The 17,023-nt window shown below is 72.6% G+C and carries 16 protein-coding genes; 3 read left to right on the top strand and 13 right to left on the bottom strand.

Annotated features, from left to right (window positions below):
* Positions 1 to 60 precede the first annotated feature (60 nt).
* From BLR33_RS28610 to nsdA, 3 genes are all read right to left on the bottom strand, one after another.
* A complete protein-coding gene (locus BLR33_RS28610) occupies positions 61 to 399 on the bottom strand; it encodes a P-II family nitrogen regulator (protein WP_093787538.1) in 339 nt (112 codons plus the stop codon).
* Positions 396 to 1,724: an ammonium transporter gene (locus BLR33_RS28605; protein WP_093787537.1), complete on the bottom strand. Its 1,329-nt coding sequence runs from the start codon at positions 1,722 to 1,724 to the stop codon at positions 396 to 398. The genes BLR33_RS28610 and BLR33_RS28605 overlap by 4 nt, the downstream gene beginning before the upstream one ends.
* 235 nt (positions 1,725 to 1,959) lie before the next feature.
* On the bottom strand, positions 1,960 to 3,417 hold the full coding sequence (nsdA, locus tag BLR33_RS28600) for a transcriptional repressor NsdA (protein WP_093787536.1): 1,458 nt from the start codon (positions 3,415 to 3,417) through the stop codon (positions 1,960 to 1,962).
* 203 nt (positions 3,418 to 3,620) lie between these two features.
* Here nsdA and BLR33_RS28595 point away from each other — a divergent pair, with 203 nt between their 5' ends.
* Positions 3,621 to 4,340, top strand: a complete 720-nt coding sequence (locus BLR33_RS28595; RefSeq protein WP_093787535.1) for a bifunctional DNA primase/polymerase — start codon at positions 3,621 to 3,623, stop codon at positions 4,338 to 4,340.
* Between the two features lie 298 nt (positions 4,341 to 4,638).
* On the opposite strand, the gene ftsY is transcribed toward BLR33_RS28595, so the two are convergent.
* The 5 genes from ftsY to BLR33_RS28570 form a co-directional block, all read right to left on the bottom strand.
* Complete coding sequence (gene ftsY, locus BLR33_RS28590; RefSeq protein WP_093787534.1) at positions 4,639 to 5,844, bottom strand: signal recognition particle-docking protein FtsY; 1,206 nt, start codon at positions 5,842 to 5,844, stop codon at positions 4,639 to 4,641.
* A gap of 33 nt (positions 5,845 to 5,877) precedes the next feature.
* Entirely contained in the window at positions 5,878 to 7,305 is a 1,428-nt protein-coding gene (locus BLR33_RS28585) for a sugar porter family MFS transporter (protein ID WP_093787533.1), read from the bottom strand.
* 250 nt (positions 7,306 to 7,555) lie between these two features.
* Complete coding sequence (smc, locus tag BLR33_RS28580) at positions 7,556 to 11,137, bottom strand: chromosome segregation protein SMC (RefSeq protein WP_093787532.1); 3,582 nt, start codon at positions 11,135 to 11,137, stop codon at positions 7,556 to 7,558.
* Positions 11,138 to 11,512: 375 nt separating this feature from the next.
* Positions 11,513 to 11,716 carry a hypothetical protein gene (locus BLR33_RS28575; RefSeq protein ID WP_093787531.1) on the bottom strand — a complete coding sequence of 68 codons (204 nt, stop codon included), beginning with the start codon at positions 11,714 to 11,716 and terminating at the stop codon, positions 11,513 to 11,515.
* Positions 11,717 to 12,024: 308 nt separating this feature from the next.
* Positions 12,025 to 12,306, bottom strand: a complete 282-nt coding sequence (locus BLR33_RS28570; RefSeq protein ID WP_093787530.1) for an acylphosphatase — start codon at positions 12,304 to 12,306, stop codon at positions 12,025 to 12,027.
* 153 nt (positions 12,307 to 12,459) lie between these two features.
* Here BLR33_RS28570 and BLR33_RS28565 point away from each other — a divergent pair, with 153 nt between their 5' ends.
* Positions 12,460 to 13,323 (top strand): CAP domain-containing protein, encoded by an 864-nt coding sequence (locus BLR33_RS28565; RefSeq protein ID WP_093787529.1) that lies wholly within the window; start codon positions 12,460 to 12,462, stop codon positions 13,321 to 13,323.
* Positions 13,324 to 13,486: 163 nt separating this feature from the next.
* Here BLR33_RS28565 and BLR33_RS28560 read toward each other — a convergent pair whose 3' ends face one another.
* On the bottom strand, positions 13,487 to 13,873 hold the full coding sequence (locus BLR33_RS28560; RefSeq protein WP_143031780.1) for a DUF6087 family protein: 387 nt from the start codon (positions 13,871 to 13,873) through the stop codon (positions 13,487 to 13,489).
* A gap of 157 nt (positions 13,874 to 14,030) precedes the next feature.
* Here BLR33_RS28560 and BLR33_RS28555 point away from each other — a divergent pair, with 157 nt between their 5' ends.
* Entirely contained in the window at positions 14,031 to 14,447 is a 417-nt protein-coding gene (locus BLR33_RS28555) for a winged helix-turn-helix transcriptional regulator (protein ID WP_093787527.1), read from the top strand.
* Here the strand turns inward: BLR33_RS28555 and mutM are convergent.
* The 4 genes from mutM to BLR33_RS28535 all read right to left on the bottom strand — a co-directional run bounded on the left by mutM (position 14,405) and on the right by BLR33_RS28535 (position 16,976).
* Positions 14,405 to 15,283 (bottom strand): bifunctional DNA-formamidopyrimidine glycosylase/DNA-(apurinic or apyrimidinic site) lyase, encoded by an 879-nt coding sequence (gene mutM / locus BLR33_RS28550; RefSeq protein ID WP_093787526.1) that lies wholly within the window; start codon positions 15,281 to 15,283, stop codon positions 14,405 to 14,407. The two genes, BLR33_RS28555 and mutM, sit on opposite strands and share 43 nt — an antisense overlap.
* A gap of 112 nt (positions 15,284 to 15,395) precedes the next feature.
* Positions 15,396 to 16,175: a ribonuclease III gene (gene rnc, locus BLR33_RS28545; RefSeq protein WP_322987205.1), complete on the bottom strand. Its 780-nt coding sequence runs from the start codon at positions 16,173 to 16,175 to the stop codon at positions 15,396 to 15,398.
* A gap of 19 nt (positions 16,176 to 16,194) precedes the next feature.
* Positions 16,195 to 16,368, bottom strand: coding sequence for a 50S ribosomal protein L32 (rpmF, locus tag BLR33_RS28540; RefSeq protein WP_093787525.1), 174 nt, complete (start codon positions 16,366 to 16,368; stop codon positions 16,195 to 16,197).
* A gap of 2 nt (positions 16,369 to 16,370) precedes the next feature.
* The gene (locus BLR33_RS28535; RefSeq protein ID WP_093787524.1) at positions 16,371 to 16,976 is read right to left on the bottom strand and encodes a YceD family protein; all 606 of its coding nucleotides are present in this window, start codon (positions 16,974 to 16,976) and stop codon (positions 16,371 to 16,373) included.
* Positions 16,977 to 17,023: the final 47 nt, after the last annotated feature.

Raw genomic sequence — 17,023 nt, 5'->3', positions numbered from 1 at the left:
GGACCGGTGGCCGGCCCGGGTCCTGCCGGACGCGTCGCGCCCGGCCGGGTGGGGCGGACCTCAGAGCGCGTCGGGCCCGCGCTCGCCGGTGCGGACCCGCACCGCCGTGTCGACCGGCAGGCTCCACACCTTCCCGTCCCCGATCTTGCCCGTGCGGGCCGCCTTGACGACGACCTCGATGAGCTGGTCGGCGTCGGCGTCCTCGACCAGGATCTCTATCCGGATCTTCGGCACCAGGTCCACGGTGTACTCCGCGCCGCGGTAGACCTCGGTGTGGCCGCGCTGGCGGCCGTAGCCGCTCGCCTCGGTGACGGTCAGGCCCTGCACGCCGAACGCCTGGAGGGCTTCCTTGATCTCGTCCAGCCGGTGGGGCTTGACGACGGCGGTGATGAGCTTCACGCGTCCACCTTCTTGCTCGCAACGGACGAGGCGGCGGCGGACCCGTTGTGCACGGCGCTGCCGACGCCGGTGTAGTCGTAGGCGGTCTCCGCGTGCTCGGCCTGGTCGATGCCGCTGACCTCGATCTCCTCGGGCACCCGGAAGCCCATCACCATGTCGATGGCCTTGGCGAGGATCGCGGAGACGACCAGGGAGTAGCCCAGGACGGAGAAGACACCGATGGCCTGGATGCCGAACTGGTGCCAGCCGCCGCCGTAGAAGACGCCCTTGACGTCCTGGCCGACGCCGCCGGTGGCGAGCAGGCCGATCAGGAGGGAGCCGACGATGCCGCCGACCATGTGGACGCCGACCACGTCGAGCGAGTCGTCGTAGTTGAACTTGTACTTCAGGCCCACCGCGGCGGCGCAGATGACACCGGCGATGACGCCGACCGCGATCGCGCCCAGCGGGCTGACCGAGGCGCAGGACGGGGTGATCGCGACCAGGCCGGCGACCGCGCCGGAGGCGGCGCCCAGGGTGGTGAAGGAGCCGTGCCGCCACCGCTCGTAGAGCAGCCAGCCGATCATGGCGGCGGCGGTGGCGATCTGGGTGTTGATGAAGACGGTGGAGGCGACGCCGTCGGAGGTGATCTCGGAGCCGGCGTTGAAGCCGAACCAGCCGAACCACAGCAGGCCGGCGCCGAGCATCACCCAGGGCATGCTGTGCGGGCGCATGGGGTCGCGCTTGAAGCCGACCCGCTTGCCGATCACCAGGATGACGCCCAGGGCCGCGGCGCCCGCGTTGATGTGGACCGCGGTTCCGCCGGCGAAGTCGATGACGCCCTTCTGGCCGAGCCAGCCGCCGCCCCAGACCCAGTGGGCCACGGGGAAGTAGACAAGGGTCGCCCACAGCGTTATGAACACCGACCAGGCGACGAATTTCACCCGGTCGGCCAGGGCGCCGCTGATGAGGGCGGGGGTGATGATCGCGAACATGAGCTGGAAGGCGGCGAATGCGAACACCGGGGTTCCGGTGCTGCCCCACAGGTCGCCCGGCGCGATGTCGCGCAGGCCGAGCCAGCTGGTGCCGCCGATGAACCCGCCGTTGTCGCCGTCGAAGGCGAAACTGAATCCGTAGCCGGTCCACAGCAGGGTGATGATGCCCAGGCTGATGAAGCTCATCATCAGCATGTTCAGGGCGCTCTTGACTCGGACCATACCGCCGTAGAAGAACGCCAGGCCCGGCGTCATCAGCATCACGAGCGCGGAACTCAGCAGCAGAAAGGCGGTGTTACCGGAATCGAGCTTGGGCGCATCCGCGGCCAGTGTGATGATGGCTGGTGCCATCGGCGTCTCCTCGTCATCAGAACGGCCCGTGCGGGCGGTGCAAGGGGTGGGCCGGTATTGGGGTCGAGGTTGGCCGAGGCGGGTTTCGCCCGATGGGTCATGATGTTTCACGCCCGTGACGAAGAAGTCGCCCACGTTACGCGAAGATGAACCACCCCCAGGTGCGGTGAAGGATGTATACGGGTGGGAAAGCAGGCGGTCTGCGGTGACGGTACGCCGGCCGCCGGCCGCGCGGTCACGCGGATTCCGCGACGTCGGGGAGTTCCCGGGAGAGGCGCTCGGCGAGCCGGGCCACCTCGGGGACGTCGCCGAATTCCCGCACCGCCGTGTCGGTGGTCTTGCGGATACGGGTGTTGACGCGCTCGGAGCGCACCCTCTTGGCGACGCCGATGGCGTGCTCGGTGAAGTGGGCGGCCTGCTCGGGCTCGCGCATCAGCAGGTGGACGGTGCCCATGCCGACGAGGTTGAGCGCGTAGGCGCGCTGGTGGACGGCGTCCTCGCGGAAGCCGTCGACGGCGGCCTGCATCTCGGGCTGCGCCAGTGAGGCGTAGGTGGGGCTGCGGCCGGCGACGTAGGCCAGGTCGCGGTAGGAGTGGGCGTTCTCGGCGTGCAGTTCGGCCTCGGTGAAGAAGCTGATCCAGGTGGGGTCCTCCTCGGGCCGGGCGTCGGCGAAGGTGTCCTCGGCCATCCGCACCGCCCGGTGGCACTTGTTGACCTGGCCCATGTTGGCGTAGGCGCGCGCCTCCAGGGCGTGCAGCATCGCCTGGGTGGTGGCCCCGGCGCTGTCGCGGGCGCCGTACTGGGCGAGGTGGATCAGCTCCAGGGCGTCGTCGGGCCGGTCCAGGTGGATCATCTGGCGGCTCATGGAGGACAGCACGAAGGCGCCCAGCGGGCGGTCGCCGGCCTCCTTGGCCGCGTGCAGGGCGAGCACCAGGTACTTCTGGGCGGTGGGCTGCAGGCCGACGTCGTAGCTCATCCAGCCGGCGAGCGCGGCGAGGTCGGCGGTGATGCGGTAGAGCCGGCGGGTGACGTCCTCGGGGTGCTGCTCCTGGAGCAGGTCGGTGACCTCGTGCAGCTGGCCGACGACCGCCTTGCGGCGCAGCCCGCCGCCGCACTGGTTGTCCCACTCGCGGAACATCGCCGCGGTGGACTCCAGCAATTGCAACTCCTCCTCGGACAGGCGCGAGGGGCGCCCGCCCGCGTCCCGGTTCGCCCCGATCGGGACGGGCTGGGCGGCCTGGGCGGAGGGCACCAGCCAGCGCTGCATGGGTTCGAGCAGGGCGGGCCCGGCGCTCAGCGCCAGCGAGGTGCCGAGGAAGCCGCGGCGGCCGAGCATCAGGTCGCTGCGGGAGAACTCGTTGATCAGCTGGACGGTCTGCGGGCCGGCCCACGGCAGGTCGATGTCGCCGCCCGCGGGGGGCTGGTGGGCGGGGCGCAGCCCGAGGTCCTCGACGGGCACCACGCAGCCGAACCGCTCGGAGAACAGCTCGGACAGGATGCGCGGGATCGGCTCGCGGGGCTGCTCGCCGTCCAGCCAGCGGCGCACCCGGGAGGTGTCGGTGCTCACGTGGTGCGCGCCCAACTGGCGGGCTCTGCGGTTGACCTGACGGGCGAGTTCGCCCTTCGACCAGCCACTGCGCACGAACCAGGAGGTCAGCTGTGCGTTGGGCTGCTTGTCCGGTGTGCCTGCCACGGTCGCGCCCCCATCCCACGTCTGCTGCCAAGCAAACTAGTGCGGTGGTCACCCGGGTGGCGGCGCAATTGCGGAAACGCCACCATTCGCCACCCCTTCGAATGAACTCCCGCGCGCCGACAGGCGATTCACTTGACACATGCCGCCGGGAGTATCACACGGGGATGCGTAACCATCGGCGGCGGCGATCCGTTGGAGGGGTCATGGTGTTCTCGATCGGCAGCATGCGCGAGATGCGGCAGCACCGGACCGGCGTGCGGGACGCGGCACGGGCGGCGGCGCTGCCCGGCGGGTGGGCGGCGCGCCGCAGGACGCACTCCGCGGTGTGCGTCACCGTGGCGGAGTACACCGCGCGGTGCGGGTGGGCCGTCGTGCCCGGCGCCCGGGCCGGGCGCGGCGGGAGCGCGTGCTCGTGCGGGCGGGACGGCTGCGGGCGGCCGGGCGCGCACCCGCTGGACCCATCGGCGGAGGTGCCGCCGGGGGCCGGTCCCGAGCAGGCCGCCCAGGTGTGGAGCCGGCTGCCGGGGGCCTCGGTGCTGCTGCCCGCGGGGCGCTCCTTCGACGTGATCGACGTGGCCGAGGCGCCGGGGCGGCGGGCGGTGGTGCGGCTGGAGCGGATGGGGCTGCGGCTCGGCCCGGTGCTGCTGACGCCGACCGGGCGGGCGCAGTTCTTCGTCGCGCCGGGCGCGGCGGCCGAACTGCCGCAGCTGCTCTACCGGATGGGCTGGGACGACGCGCGACTCGACCTGCGCTGCCTCGGCCCGGGCGACCATGTCACCGCTCCCCCCTCGGACTTCGGCGGGCTCGGCCCGGTGCGCTGGCTGCGCGAGCCGCGCCAGGACACCGTGCGCCAGCCGCCCGAGGCGCGCCTGCTGCTGGGCACCCTGGCGTACGTGGCGCACCGCGAGCGGGCGTACGCGTAGCTCCGCCGCGGCCTTTCCGTATACACCGCGGCCGGGCAGGGGCGGCCGCGCCCGTACGCCAGGCGGCGTAGCGGCAGCACGCAACGGCAACGGCAACGGCAACGGCAACGGCAACGGCAACGGCAACGGCAACGGCAACGGCAACGGCAACAACGTGCCAGGGCACGGGCAAGCGGAACACGTAAGGGGCACCCGCCATCGCGAGTGCCCCTTACCACGTGGACGACGTGCCGGCTGCTGCGGGCGGCGGGCCCGGCCGGACCACCAGTCGCCGCCGATCGCCGCCGGTCGCGCGCCGCTAGTCCCCGATGAGCGCGTCCACGAAGGCGCCCGGCTCGAAGGGGGCCAGGTCGTCCGCGCCCTCGCCGAGGCCGATCAGCTTGACCGGGACGCCCAGCTCGCGCTGCACGGCGACGACGATGCCGCCCTTGGCGGTGCCGTCGAGCTTGGTGAGCACGATGCCGGTGATGTCGACCACCTCGGCGAAGACCCGCGCCTGCACCAGGCCGTTCTGCCCGGTGGTGGCGTCGAGCACCAGCAGCACCTCGTCCACCGGCCCGTGCTTCTCCACGACCCGCTTGACCTTGCCCAGCTCGTCCATCAGGCCGGTCTTGGTGTGCAGCCGCCCGGCGGTGTCGATGAGCACGGTGTCCGCGCCCTGGGCGATGCCTTCCTTGACGGCGTCGAAGGCGATGGAGGCGGGGTCGCCGCCCTCGGGCCCGCGCACGGTGCGGGCGCCGACCCGCTCGCCCCAGGTCTGCAGCTGGTCGGCGGCGGCGGCGCGGAAAGTGTCGGCGGCGCCCAGTACGACGCTGTGGCCGTCGGCGACCAGCACCCGGGCGAGCTTGCCGGTGGTGGTGGTCTTGCCGGTGCCGTTCACCCCGACGACCAGGACGACGCCGGGCGACTCCTCGTGGCTGTCGGTGTGCAGCGTGCGGTCGAGCGTGGGGTCGACCAGCGCGACGAGCTCCTCGCGCAGCAGGGCGCGCAGCTCCTCCGGCGTGCGGGTGCCCAGGACGCGGACCCGGGTGCGCAGCCGCTCGACCAGTTCCTGGGTGGGGGCCACACCCACGTCGGCGGTGATGAGGGTGTCCTCGACCTCCTCCCAGGTGTCCTCGTCGAGCCGCTCCCTGGAGAGCAGGGTGAGCAGGCCCTTGCCGAGCGAGTTCTGGGAGCGGGACAGGCGGGAGCGCAGCCGCACCAGCCGGCCGGCGCTGGGCTCCGGCCGCTCGATGACCACCTCGGGCACCGTCTCGGGGGCGGGCGCCTCCGGCGCGGCGGTGGCGCCGGGGAGCTCCACCTCCTCGATGGTGCGGCGGGACTCCTCGGTCTGTGTGGCGGCCTCGTCGCCGATGTGCGGTTCGGCTGGAGGCTTGGTGATCTCGGGGGTGCTCGGCGGCGGCGACGGCAGCTGCTTCTTCCTGCGGCGGCTGCCGACCACCAGCCCGCCGGCCCCCAGGACCACGACCAGGGCGATGACGACGACAAGGATCACGATTTCCATAGCCCACCAAGCCTAGGCGAAGGGGTCCCGCCCTCAGCCCATCTCCTCCAGGGTCTTGCCCTTGGTCTCCTTGACGAAGAGCAGGACGAAGGGGATCGAGAGGAGCGCGAAGCAGGTGTAGATCACGTAGGTGCCCGACAGGTTCCAGTCGGCCAGGCTCGGGAAACTCGCGGTGATGGCCCAGTTGGCGATCCACTGCGCGGAGGCGGCGACGCCGAGCGCGGCGGCGCGGATCCGGTTCGGGAACATCTCGCCGAGGAAGACCCAGACCACCACGCCCCAGGACAGGGCGAAGAAGAGCACGAAGCAGTGGGCGGCGATCAGGGCGACGGTGCCCTGGGTGTTGGGCAGCGTGGCGCCGTGCTTGGCGGAGAAGGCCCACGCCTCCAGGGCGAGCGCGACGGCCATGCCGGAGGAGCCGATCAGGGCGAGCGGGCGGCGGCCGATCCGGTCCACGAAGATCATCGCGATCACCGTGCCGATGATGTTCACGATCGAGGTGGTGAAGGAGTAGAAGAACGAGCTGGTCGGGTCGATGCCGACGGACTGCCACAGCGTGGAGGAGTAGTAGAAGGCCACGTTGATGCCGACCAGCTGCTGGAAGGCGGACAGCCCGATGCCGATCCACACGATCGGCAGGAAGTTGCGCACGGTGCGCGGGCCGGGCTTGAGCAGGTCGCCGAAGGTGGACTTGTGCTCGCGCCGCATGGCGGTGCGGATCTCCTGCACCCGGGCGTCGAGGTCGGTGTTCGCGCCCTCGACGTCGGCGAGGACCGCGCGGGCCTCCTTCTCGCGGTCGACGCTGAGCAGGAAGCGCGGGGACTCGGGGATGGCGAAGGACAGCAGGCCGTAGATCACCGCCGGGACGACCATCACGCCGAGCATGACCTGCCAGGCCTCCAGGCCGATCAGGTGGCCGCGCTGCTTGCCGTTCGCGGCCTGCAGGATGCCGTAGTTGACCAGCTGGGAGATGGCGATGCCGAGCACGATCGCGGCCTGCTGGAAGGAGGCGAGCCGGCCCCGGTAGGCGGGCGGGGACACCTCGGCGATGTAGGCGGGGCCGATCACCGAGGCCATGCCGATGGCGAAGCCGCCGATGATCCGCCACAGCGCCAGGTCCCACAGCGCGAAGGGCAGGGCGGAGCCGACGGCGGAGATGGTGAAGAGCACGGAGGCGATCTGCATGCAGCGGATGCGGCCGATCCGGTCGGCGATGCGGCCGGCGGTGGCGGCGCCGATCGCGCAGCCGATCAGGGCGACGGCGATGACCTGGGCGAGGGCCGCCGAGCCGATGTCGTACTTGTCCCGGATCGCCTCGACGGCGCCGTTGATCACCGAGCTGTCGTAGCCGAAGAGAAAGCCGCCCATGGCGGCGGCCGCGGTGATGAAGACGACATGCCCGAGGTGTTCGCTCCCCGGAAGGCTGTCCGGTGTACCGGTCGGTCGTGCGGTGCTGGTCAACGTAAGTGCTCCTCGGGCTCGGCGGTGAGCCCTCACATGAGGGTCTGGATCTTCAAGTGTTGGCCGACCTCGCACCGGCCACCACTCGAACGCCTGATAGGACCTCTTGAGGGTATGCGTTCATGTTCCGAATACAAAAATCAGCCAATCGCCACTCCAGCCACAGCACACGGCACAGAAGGGACTACTCGGACAGCTTCATTTCATTTCCTGAACGATGGAGAGCGCCGGACCCTGTTCCGGGGCCCGCTCAGGCGCTCTCCAGGGCCTGGCGCTTCCCGTCCCGCAGCCGCTGGCTGATCACCTTGGAGACACCGTCGCCCTGCATCGATACGCCGTACAGGGCATCGGCGACCTCCATCGTCCGCTTCTGGTGCGTGATCACGATGAGCTGCGAGCTCTCCTGCAGCTCCTCCATGATCCGGATCAGCCGCTGGAGGTTGGTGTCGTCCAGCGCGGCCTCGACCTCGTCCATCACGTAGAACGGACTCGGCCGGGCCTTGAAGATCGACACCAGCATCGCCACCGCGGTCAGCGAGCGCTCACCTCCCGACAGGAGCGACAGCCGTTTGACCTTCTTCCCGGGCGGCCTGGCTTCAACCTCCACGCCTGTGGTGAGCATGTTGTCCGGGTCGGTGAGCAGCAGCCGCCCCTCGCCACCTGGGAAAAGGCGGGAGAAGACGCCCTCGAACTCACGGGCGGTGTCGTGGAAGGCCGCGGTGAAGACCTGCTCCACCCGCTCGTCCACATCCTTGACGACCTGCAGCAGGTCCGCCCGGGTCCTGCGGAGGTCCTCCAGCTGCTCGGTGAGGAACTTGTGCCGCTCCTCCAGGGCCGCGAACTCCTCCAGCGCCAGCGGGTTGACCTTGCCCAGCTGGGCGTACGCCTTCTCGGCCGCCCGCAGCCGCTTCTCCTGCTCGGGCCGCGCGTACGGGCGGGGCTGGTTGCGCGGGTGCTCCGGGTCCTCGGGGAGCACCTCGCCCTCGGCCGGCGGGGACGGCGGCACCAACTGGTCGGGCCCGTACTCGGCGACGAGGCCGGCCGGCTCCATGCCGTGCTCCTCCAGCGCCTTGGCCTCCAGCTGCTCGATCCGCAGCCGCTTCTCCGCGCCCAGCACCTCGCCCTTGTGCACATCGCCGGTGAGCTTGTCCAGCTCGGCCTTCAGCTCGCGGCCGCGCCGCCGCTCGGCGCCCAGTTCGGCCTCCCGCTCGGCCCTGGCCTGCTCGGCGGCGGCCCGTTCGGCCTCGGCCCGGCCGAGCGAGACCTGCACGCAGTCGAGCAGCCCGCGGGCGCCGGCCAGCACCGCGGCGGCCACCGACGCCTCGTACGCCAGCCGGGCCCGGCGCCGCTCGGCCCGCGCCCTGGTCTCGCGCTCGGCGCGCGCCGCCCGGTCCAGGCCATCGGCCCGCCCGGCCAGGGACTTCACCCGCTCCTCGTGGGTGCGGACCTGCAGCCGCGCCTCCATCTCGGTCTGCCGGGCGTTGGCCCCGTCCGCGGCCAGCCGGTCCCGGGCGAAGGTGTCCGGCTCCTCCTCGCCCGGCTCGGCCTGCGCCTCGCCCAGCCGGTAGGACAGCTCCTCCAGTTCCTCGCGCGCGGCCGCCATCGCCTCCTCGGCCCGTACGACCGCGGCCGCCGCCCGCTCGGCCTCCCCGGCCGCGGCCCGGGCCTGCCCGCCGTGCCGGCCGAGCTGCTGGGCGACCGACGCCTTCTGCTTCTCGGCCGCGCGGCGCCGCTGGGACAGCTCGTCGGCCGCGCGGGCGGCCGCCGACCTGCGCTCCTTGGCCTCCTGCTGGCGCGTCGCCAGCTCGGCGCACTCCTCCTCCAGACGGGCCAGTTCGGCGGTGGCCTCGTCCACCTGCGCCTGGACCTCCAGGACGCTGGGCGCGCCCGCGGAGCCGCCCTGCGCCAGGTGGGCGGCGAGGGTGTCGCCTTCGGCGGTCACCGCGACCAGGCCGGGGTGGGTGGTGACCAGTGCCTCGGCCTCGTCCAGGGTGCCGGCGACCACCACCTGCGCCAGCAGCCGGGCCACCGCGGGCGCCAGCTCCTCAGGCGCGGTGACCAGGTCGGCGGCCCAGCGGACGCCGGGCGGCAGCGGCGGGCGCTGCTCCTCCGCCGCCGGGGCGGGGGCGTCGGCGAGCAGCAGGGCGGCGCGCCCCGCGTCGTTCTTGCGCAGGTGGCGCAGTGCCTCGGCGGCCGCGGACGGGCCGGCGACGGCCACCGCGTCGGCCGCCGCGCCCAGGGCCGCGGCGAGCGCCACCTCGTAGCCGGGGGCGACCTTCAGCAGCGCGGCCGCGGAACCCAGGACGCCGGGGTTGCCCAGCAGCGCCCCGCTGCCGTCCTTGCGGCGCAGCGCGGGCGCGAGCGCGTCACGGCGGGCGGCGACGGCGGCCCGGCGCCGCTCCGCGGCGGTCGCGGCCTCGCGGGCGGCGGTGAACTCCTCCTCGGCGGCGGCCTGTTCCTCGCGTGCGGCCTCGACCAGGGCGTCCAGCTCGCTGTCGTCGGCGTCCAGGCCCTCGACCTGCGCGCGCAGCTCCTCGTACTCGGCCTGCGCGGACTCCGCGCGCTCGCGGGCCTCGTCGCGGGCGACGGTGAGCCGGCCGATCTCCGCCTCGGCCGAAACCGCCTTGGAGCGGGCCGCGTTGACCTGGGCGGTCAGGCGGGCCAGGCCCTCGCGGCGGTCGGCGATGGCGCGGGCGGCGGTGCGCAGCCGCGCCTCCTCCTCGGCCAGGGCGCGCTCCAGGTCGGCGCGGTGGGCGACGGTGTCGTCCAGGGCGCGCTGGGCGGCGTCCAGCGCCTCCTCCAGTTCGGCCTCCTGCTCGCGGATGCGGGCGGCCTCGCGCTCCATATCCTCCGGGTCCCGGCCGCGCCGCTCCTCGGCCGGCTGGGTGGTGGCGTGCCGGTGGCGCTGCTCGGCCAGGCCGATGGTGCCGCGGACCCGCTCGGTGAGCTGCGACAGGGCGTACCAGGTGGCCTGCGCCTCGTTCACCCGCGGGGTGAGCGCCCGCACCTGCTCCTCCAGACGGGCCTCGCGCCGCAGCGCCTCGGCGAGTTGCTCCTCGACGGCGTCCCGGCGCTCCTTGAGGGCGGCCTCGTCGGCGACCTCGGCGCGCAGCGCCTCGCGGAGGGTGACCAGGTCGTCGGCGAGCAGCCGCAGCCGGGCGTCGCGCAGGTCGGCCTGGATGACGGCGGCCCGCCGGGCGACCTGCGCCTGGCGGCCCAACGGCTTGAGCTGGCGGCGCAGTTCGGCGGTGAGGTCGGTGACGCGGGCGAGGTTGGCCTGCATCGCGTCGAGCTTGCGGAGCGCCTTCTCCTTGCGCTTGCGGTGCTTCAGGACGCCGGCGGCCTCCTCGATGAAGGCGCGGCGGCCCATCGGGTCGGCGTGCAGCACCGAGTCGAGCTGGCCCTGGCCGACGATGACGTGCATCTCGCGGCCGATGCCGGAGTCCGACAGCAGCTCCTGAATGTCCAGCAGCCGGCAGGTGTCGCCGTTGATCTGGTACTCGCTGCCGCCGTTGCGGAACATGATCCGGGTGATGGTGACCTCGGCGTACTCGATCGGCAGCACGCCGTCGGTGTTGTCGATGGTCAGCGACACCTCGGCGCGGCCCAGCGGGGGGCGGCCGGTGGTGCCGGCGAAGATGACGTCCTCCATCTTGCCGCCGCGCAGCGACTTGGCGCCCTGCTCGCCCATGACCCAGGACAGCGCGTCCACCACGTTGGACTTGCCGGAGCCGTTGGGTCCGACGACGCAGGTGATGCCGGGCTCGAACCGCAGAGTCGTCGCGGAGGCGAACGACTTGAAGCCGCGCAGGGTCAGGGTCTTCAGATGCACGCCGGTCGACTCTACCCGCCGACCGCGGTTTCACCGAGGAATGTGCAGGGCACATCAGACGTAGAGCGGGCCGGCGGGTGGAGCGGAGTTTAAATTCCCGTCGGGCACGCGGCAACGCGGGAGCGCGCAAGGGGTGCGAGAGGGAAGCGGGAGGGCGCAGGGGGCGGCACACGGAGGGAAAACGGACGAAGGGACGCCGGAGGCGTCCCTTGAAGGTCCTGCGGAACCACACGGTGGTGAGGGAACCGCAGTGTGCGTCGGACCGCACGGTTGCCGTGCGGCGGCTGCGCCGTCCCTGTGGGCGACGCGTGCCTGGTCCGTGCCGGATACTGCCCGTACCCGGGTCTCGCCGTACCTGGTTGTTACTCGGAGCCGTCAGGCCATCGCGGGCTCCGCGTGAGGTACGTCGATGCTGCTGAGCAGCGACTCTTCACGCGATGCGACAGCGAGTGCGTCGTTCTGCGCCTGCATGCGCAGGAGCTCGGACTCCAGGTCCTGGACGCGCTGCTGCAACCTTCGCATCTCGGCGAGGAGTCGCGGGTCGGGACCGCCGACGTAACCGAGAAGCGCCTTTGCCATGATGGATGGTCCTCCACGCTGAGTGACCGACCGGAGCGGGTGGTCGTGGGTGAGGGGTACGCTCCCGCGCAAGGCCTGAGGCCGTCCGTGGCCCTCTTAGCATTCATCGGTGCCACGTCCCGCGGGGCTTCCAGGGTCTCACCAAAAAGGGGGACGGTCAACACGATCACAGCCCAAGCGCCGGGTCGGCCTCCGAAATCACGGCGCGAACGGGCGCCGCGGGCTGCCCGCGGGGCGGCGAGGGGAAAGCGATCATCCTCGCTGCGGGCAGCCTTGCACGCGGGAGGCCGGATGGCAACGGGTTGGGGTCATCGAATCTCGAAACCCTGGTATCCGCCGCGGGCCACCCCCCAGATTTCGGTCACCCCGTCGACCCGCCCGGGCGTGTCGCCGTGCCGCAGCCACTCCAGCAGCGCCTCGCAGTCCTCGCGGCCGCCCTCGGCGACGACCTGCACCCGCCCGTCGGCCAGATTCCCCGCGTAGCCGGTCAGCCCGCCGGTCTCCAGGGCGGTGGCGCGGGTCCACCAGCGGAAGCCCACGCCCTGGACGCGGCCGCGCACCCAGGCCGTCAGCCGGACATTCTCGTTCATGTGACGCACGCTATCGGCGCTCTTTCGGTCGCGCCCACTCGCACGCGGGCTCGATTCGCTACAGTCCCCCCTCAACAGGCTTCACCCGTTCGGCCTACAACGCCCGGCACCGCCGGGGCTGCTGGGGTCCGACGAGCAGTCAGGAGTGCGGCGATGGGGCGTCACAGCCGTCATGCCGAGCCCGCGGCCCCGCAGCCGGGCCCGACCAGCCATCGCGGCAGGCGCCGGCACCACCCGGTGCGCACGGGGCTGCTCGCCTCGTCGGCCGCGCTGACCGTCGGCGCCGTGGCCGCGTCCTCGGGGCTGCTCTCCCAGGTGAGCGGTGAGCTGCACCAGGTCGAGGGCGACGTCCCCGGCGGCACCCAGGCCGCGGGCCCGGCTCCCTCGGGCAGCGACATACCCTCGCCGCTCGGCGGCACCACGACCCCGGCGACCACCGCCTCCACCACCGGCGGCTCCCCCACCGCGAGCCGCACCACGGCCGCCGCCCGGCCCACGGCCACCCCCTCGCGCACGGCCCCCCGCACCGCCGCGCCCACGCCGACCCGGACCACCGCGGCGCCCACCACCCCTGTGGTCACGGCCACCAAGCCGCCGGCAGCCGGCGCCCCCGCGGCCTCCCCGTCGGTGACCGACGCGGTGGCCGCCGCCCGGGCGCAGATCCTCACCCTGGTCAACCAGCAGCGCGCCACCGCCGGCTGCCGCCCGCTGACCGCGGACTCCGCGCTGAACACCCTGGCGCAGAACTTCAGCGACGACATGGCCGCCCGCGGCTTCTTCAACCACACCGACCCGGACGGCAACACCCCCTGGGACCGGGCCAAGAAGCTCGGCATCACCGGCCTCGGCGGCGAGAACATCGCCATGGGCCAGGCCGACGCCCAGGCCGTGATGGACGCCTGGATGAACAGCCCCGGCCACCGCGCCAACATCCTCGACTGCGACTTCACCACCCTCGGCGTCGGCGTCCACTTCGGCACGGGCGGCCCCTGGTGGACCCAGGACTTCGGGTACTGAGAACACCGCAGGTCAGGACCCTATGAGCCACGCTGGGCCGTGTCCGGGCCGGCATCCGCCGACTGCAGGGCAGTGAACACGCGATCCACGGCCGCCCGGGTACGGGTGCTGAAGCGGTTCCGGCTCAGCGACAGCACTCGAGGAGGGATCCCGCGGCATGGCATCACCTCGGCGAGCCAGGGCGGTACTGCTCCTCGTCAAGCATTTGCCGCACTCGCGCCCTCTTCCTCTCCGCAATGGTCATGCCGCGAAGGTCACCGTCCTGTGCAGTGCCGGAGCCGCATCGAGGCTCCAACTGCTCGGAGCGTTCGCCGTCACCACAATCCGATTGCAGCATCGCCGCAGCCTCTGCCAGGTCACTCGCCACGGCCACCGGCTCCCAGCAATAGCCGTCCCAACGCGAGATGAGGCGCGGGGCCTCCGGGTCGACGTGTGAACCTCGCTGAGCGCCCTCCTTCAGCGTATTCACGCGCAGTCGCCCCCTCTTGCGCTGACGTTCCTGCTCGCGCCTACGCACCCAGTACTCGAAAGACTCGTCATTCGCGTCCACCAAGGCAGGATGACGCAACCGTCAGTCGATGGGCTACTGCTCGTGCAGCCGACCGGCGTCCGGAGCCGCAGAGGGCCGCCCGGCGCGGGTCCGCGCGGACGGCGGGAGGACGGCGGGAGGGCCGCGGTGGGCGGGGCGGCGGGGGTACGCTCGCGGCATGGGTGAGGTGGTGGAGGGGGACGTCGGCGCCGTGGACGCCTTCGACGTCTTCGAGCGGGACTGCCCGTCGCGCGTGACCCTGGAGCACGTCACCGGGCGCTGGGGCGCGCTGACGCTGTGCGCGCTCGCGGAGGACACGCTGCGCTTCAACGAGCTGCGCCGCCGGGTGGACGGGGTGAGCGAGAAGATGCTCTCCCGCACCCTGCAGGCCCTGGAGCGCGACGGCCTGGTGATCCGCGAGGCCCGCCCGGTCCAGCCGCCGCACGTGGAGTACCGGCTCACCGCGTTCGGCGCGCAGGCCGCCGGCCGGCTGCGCGAGCTGATCGACCTCGTGGAGGGCCGGATGCCCGAGGTGCTGGCGGCCCGGGAGTCCTACGACGCGGCGCGCGGCGCCGGCTGGCAGCGCGGGCAGTAGTGGCTGGAGCGGTTCATCCAGGGGCGGCGCCGGATCGGCGTGCCGCACCGCCGGCAGGGCTTGCCCTCGCGGCCGTAGGCGTCCAGTGAGCGGTCGAACCAGCCGGACTCGCCGTTCACATTGACGTACATGCTGTCGAAGCTGGTGCCGCCGGCGGCCAGCGCGTCGCCCATCACCTCGCGGATGTGGCCGAGGAGTTCGGCGGTGCGCGGCCGGGTCAGGCCCGCGGTGGGCCGCTCGTAGTGCAGCCGGCTGCGCCACAGCGCCTCGTCGGCGTAGATGTTGCCGACGCCGCTGATCAGGCTCTGGTCGAGCAGCGCCCGCTTGATTGTGGTGCGCTTGCGGCGCAGGGCCGCGTGGAAGGCGTCGTCGTCGAAGAGCGGGTCGATCGGGTCGCGGGCGATGTGCGCCAGCGGCAGCGGCAGTCCCTCGGGGTCCCCCGGCACCGTCTCGTGCAGCGAGAGGCCGCCGAAGGTGCGCTGGTCCACGAAGCGCAGGTCGGTGCCGCGGTCGTCCTCGAAGGCGAACCGGACCCGCAGGTGCGCCTCCGCGGCCGCGTCCTGCGGCCGGATCAGGAACTGCCCGCTCATGCCCAGGTGGGCGACCATCGCGGTGCCCTCCTCCGCACCGGCCGCCACCGGCACCCACAGGTACTTCCCCCTGCGGTGCGGCTCGCCGAGCACCGCGCCCTTGAGCCGGACGCCGAAGTCCACCGCGCCCTGCGGGTGCCGGCGTACCGCCCGCGGGTGCAGCACGGTGACGTCCGCGACGGTCCGCCCGGCCGCCCACGCGGCCAGGCCCCTGCGGACGACCTCCACCTCCGGCAGCTCGGGCACGCGACCCCCTCGGACAGGGCGGGGGCACGCCCCCGCCATCGGAAAACCCGTCGGACGGAAAGGGGGCGCCGGGATACCCGGCGCCCCCTGGAAGACAACGGCCCGCGGGCCGCTACGACGCGGAGCCGGCCTTGCGGATGGCCCGCCAGGCGGCCTCGGCCGCCTGCTGCTCGGCTTCCTTCTTGCTGCGGCCGGTGCCGGTGCCGTACGCGACACCACCGACGCGGGCAGCAGCCGTGAAGGTCTTCTCGTGGTCGGGTCCCGCCTCGGTGACCGCGTACTCCGGGACGCCGAGCCCCTCGGAGGCGGTGAGTTCCTGGAGCGAGGTCTTCCAGTCCAGGCCGGCACCGAGGTTGGAGGACTCCTCGATCAGCGGATCGAAGAGCCGGTGGACGAGCTCGGAGGCCGCCTCCAGCCCTTGATCGAGGTAGACGGCGCCGATGACCGCCTCCAGGGTGTCCGCGAGGATGGACGCCTTGTCCCGCCCGCCGGTGCCCTCTTCGCCCCGGCCGAGCCGGATGAACGCGCCCAGGTCGAGCCCGCGGCTGACGCCGGCCAGCGCCCGGGAGTTGACCACCGCGGCCCGCAGCTTGGCCAGTTGGCCCTCGGGCAGGTCGGGGTGGGTGCGGTAGAGGGTGTCGGTGACCACCAGGCCGAGCACGGAGTCCCCGAGGAACTCCAGCCGCTCGTTGGTGGGCAGCCCGCCGTTCTCGTACGCGAACGAGCGGTGGGTGAGCGCACGCACCAGAAGGGCGGAGTCGAGTGTGTACCCGAGCCGCCCTTCCAGAAGTGCGTGGGACGAGGCCTTGTCCGTCGCGGCCGTGGCGGCCTTCTTCGACGCCGACGCGTCCGGTGCCGGGGCGGCCGAGGACGCGGAGGACGTTGAGGACACTGAGCCTGTCACCTGCCGATCAGACCTCGAGGACCTGACGGCGGTTGTAGGTGCCGCAGCTCGGGCACGCGATGTGCTGGAGCTTCGGCTCGTGGCAGCGCTCGCACGCCACCAGGGTCACGGGCGCAGCCTTCCACTGCGAACGGCGGTGGCGCGTGTTGCTGCGCGACATCTTCCGCTTCGGAACAGCCACGGCTACTTCTCCTGGTTCTCGTCGGTGCCGTCGCCGGCACCGTTCTGCTGGAATTCCTGCAGGGCCGCCCAACGGATGTCGACGGCCTCGTGGTGGTGGTCCGGGTCGTCCGCCAGCCGTGCCCCGCACTGGGCGCACAGACCGGGGCAGTCCTCCCGGCACACCGGCTGCAGCGGCAGTGCGAGCACCACCGCGTCGCGCAGCAGGGGTTCGAGGTCGAACAGGTCGTCCTCGAGGTGGAACGCGTCCTCGTCCTCGGCGTCGTCACCGGCTTCGCCCGCGCGGGCGGTCCGGGTGTCGGCGTCGGGGTAGGAGAACATCTCCTGGAAGTCCGCGTCGAGTTCGTACCCGACCGGCTCCAGACACCTTACGCACTCGCCCTCGACCGGCGCGTGGGCGGTGCCGGTGACCAGCACGCCCTCCATGACCGACTCCAGGCGGAGCTCCAGCTCGACGTCCGCGCCCTCGGGCACCCCGATGACGTCGGCGATGCCGAGGCCCTTGGGGGCCGGCACCGTGCGGGAGACCTTCTTCATCGCGCCAGGACGACGGCCCAGCTCGTGTGTGTCGAACACGAGAGGGTCGCGGTGGTCGAGGCGGGTGTTCAGGGCTTCCTGCTTTCATCGGTGCGGCCGGGGCCCGCGCCCTTGCGGGC

Source organism: Actinacidiphila guanduensis, assembly GCF_900103985.1.
GTDB lineage: Bacteria > Actinomycetota > Actinomycetes > Streptomycetales > Streptomycetaceae > Actinacidiphila > Actinacidiphila guanduensis.
This window is presented reverse-complemented; position numbering and strand designations above follow the sequence as displayed.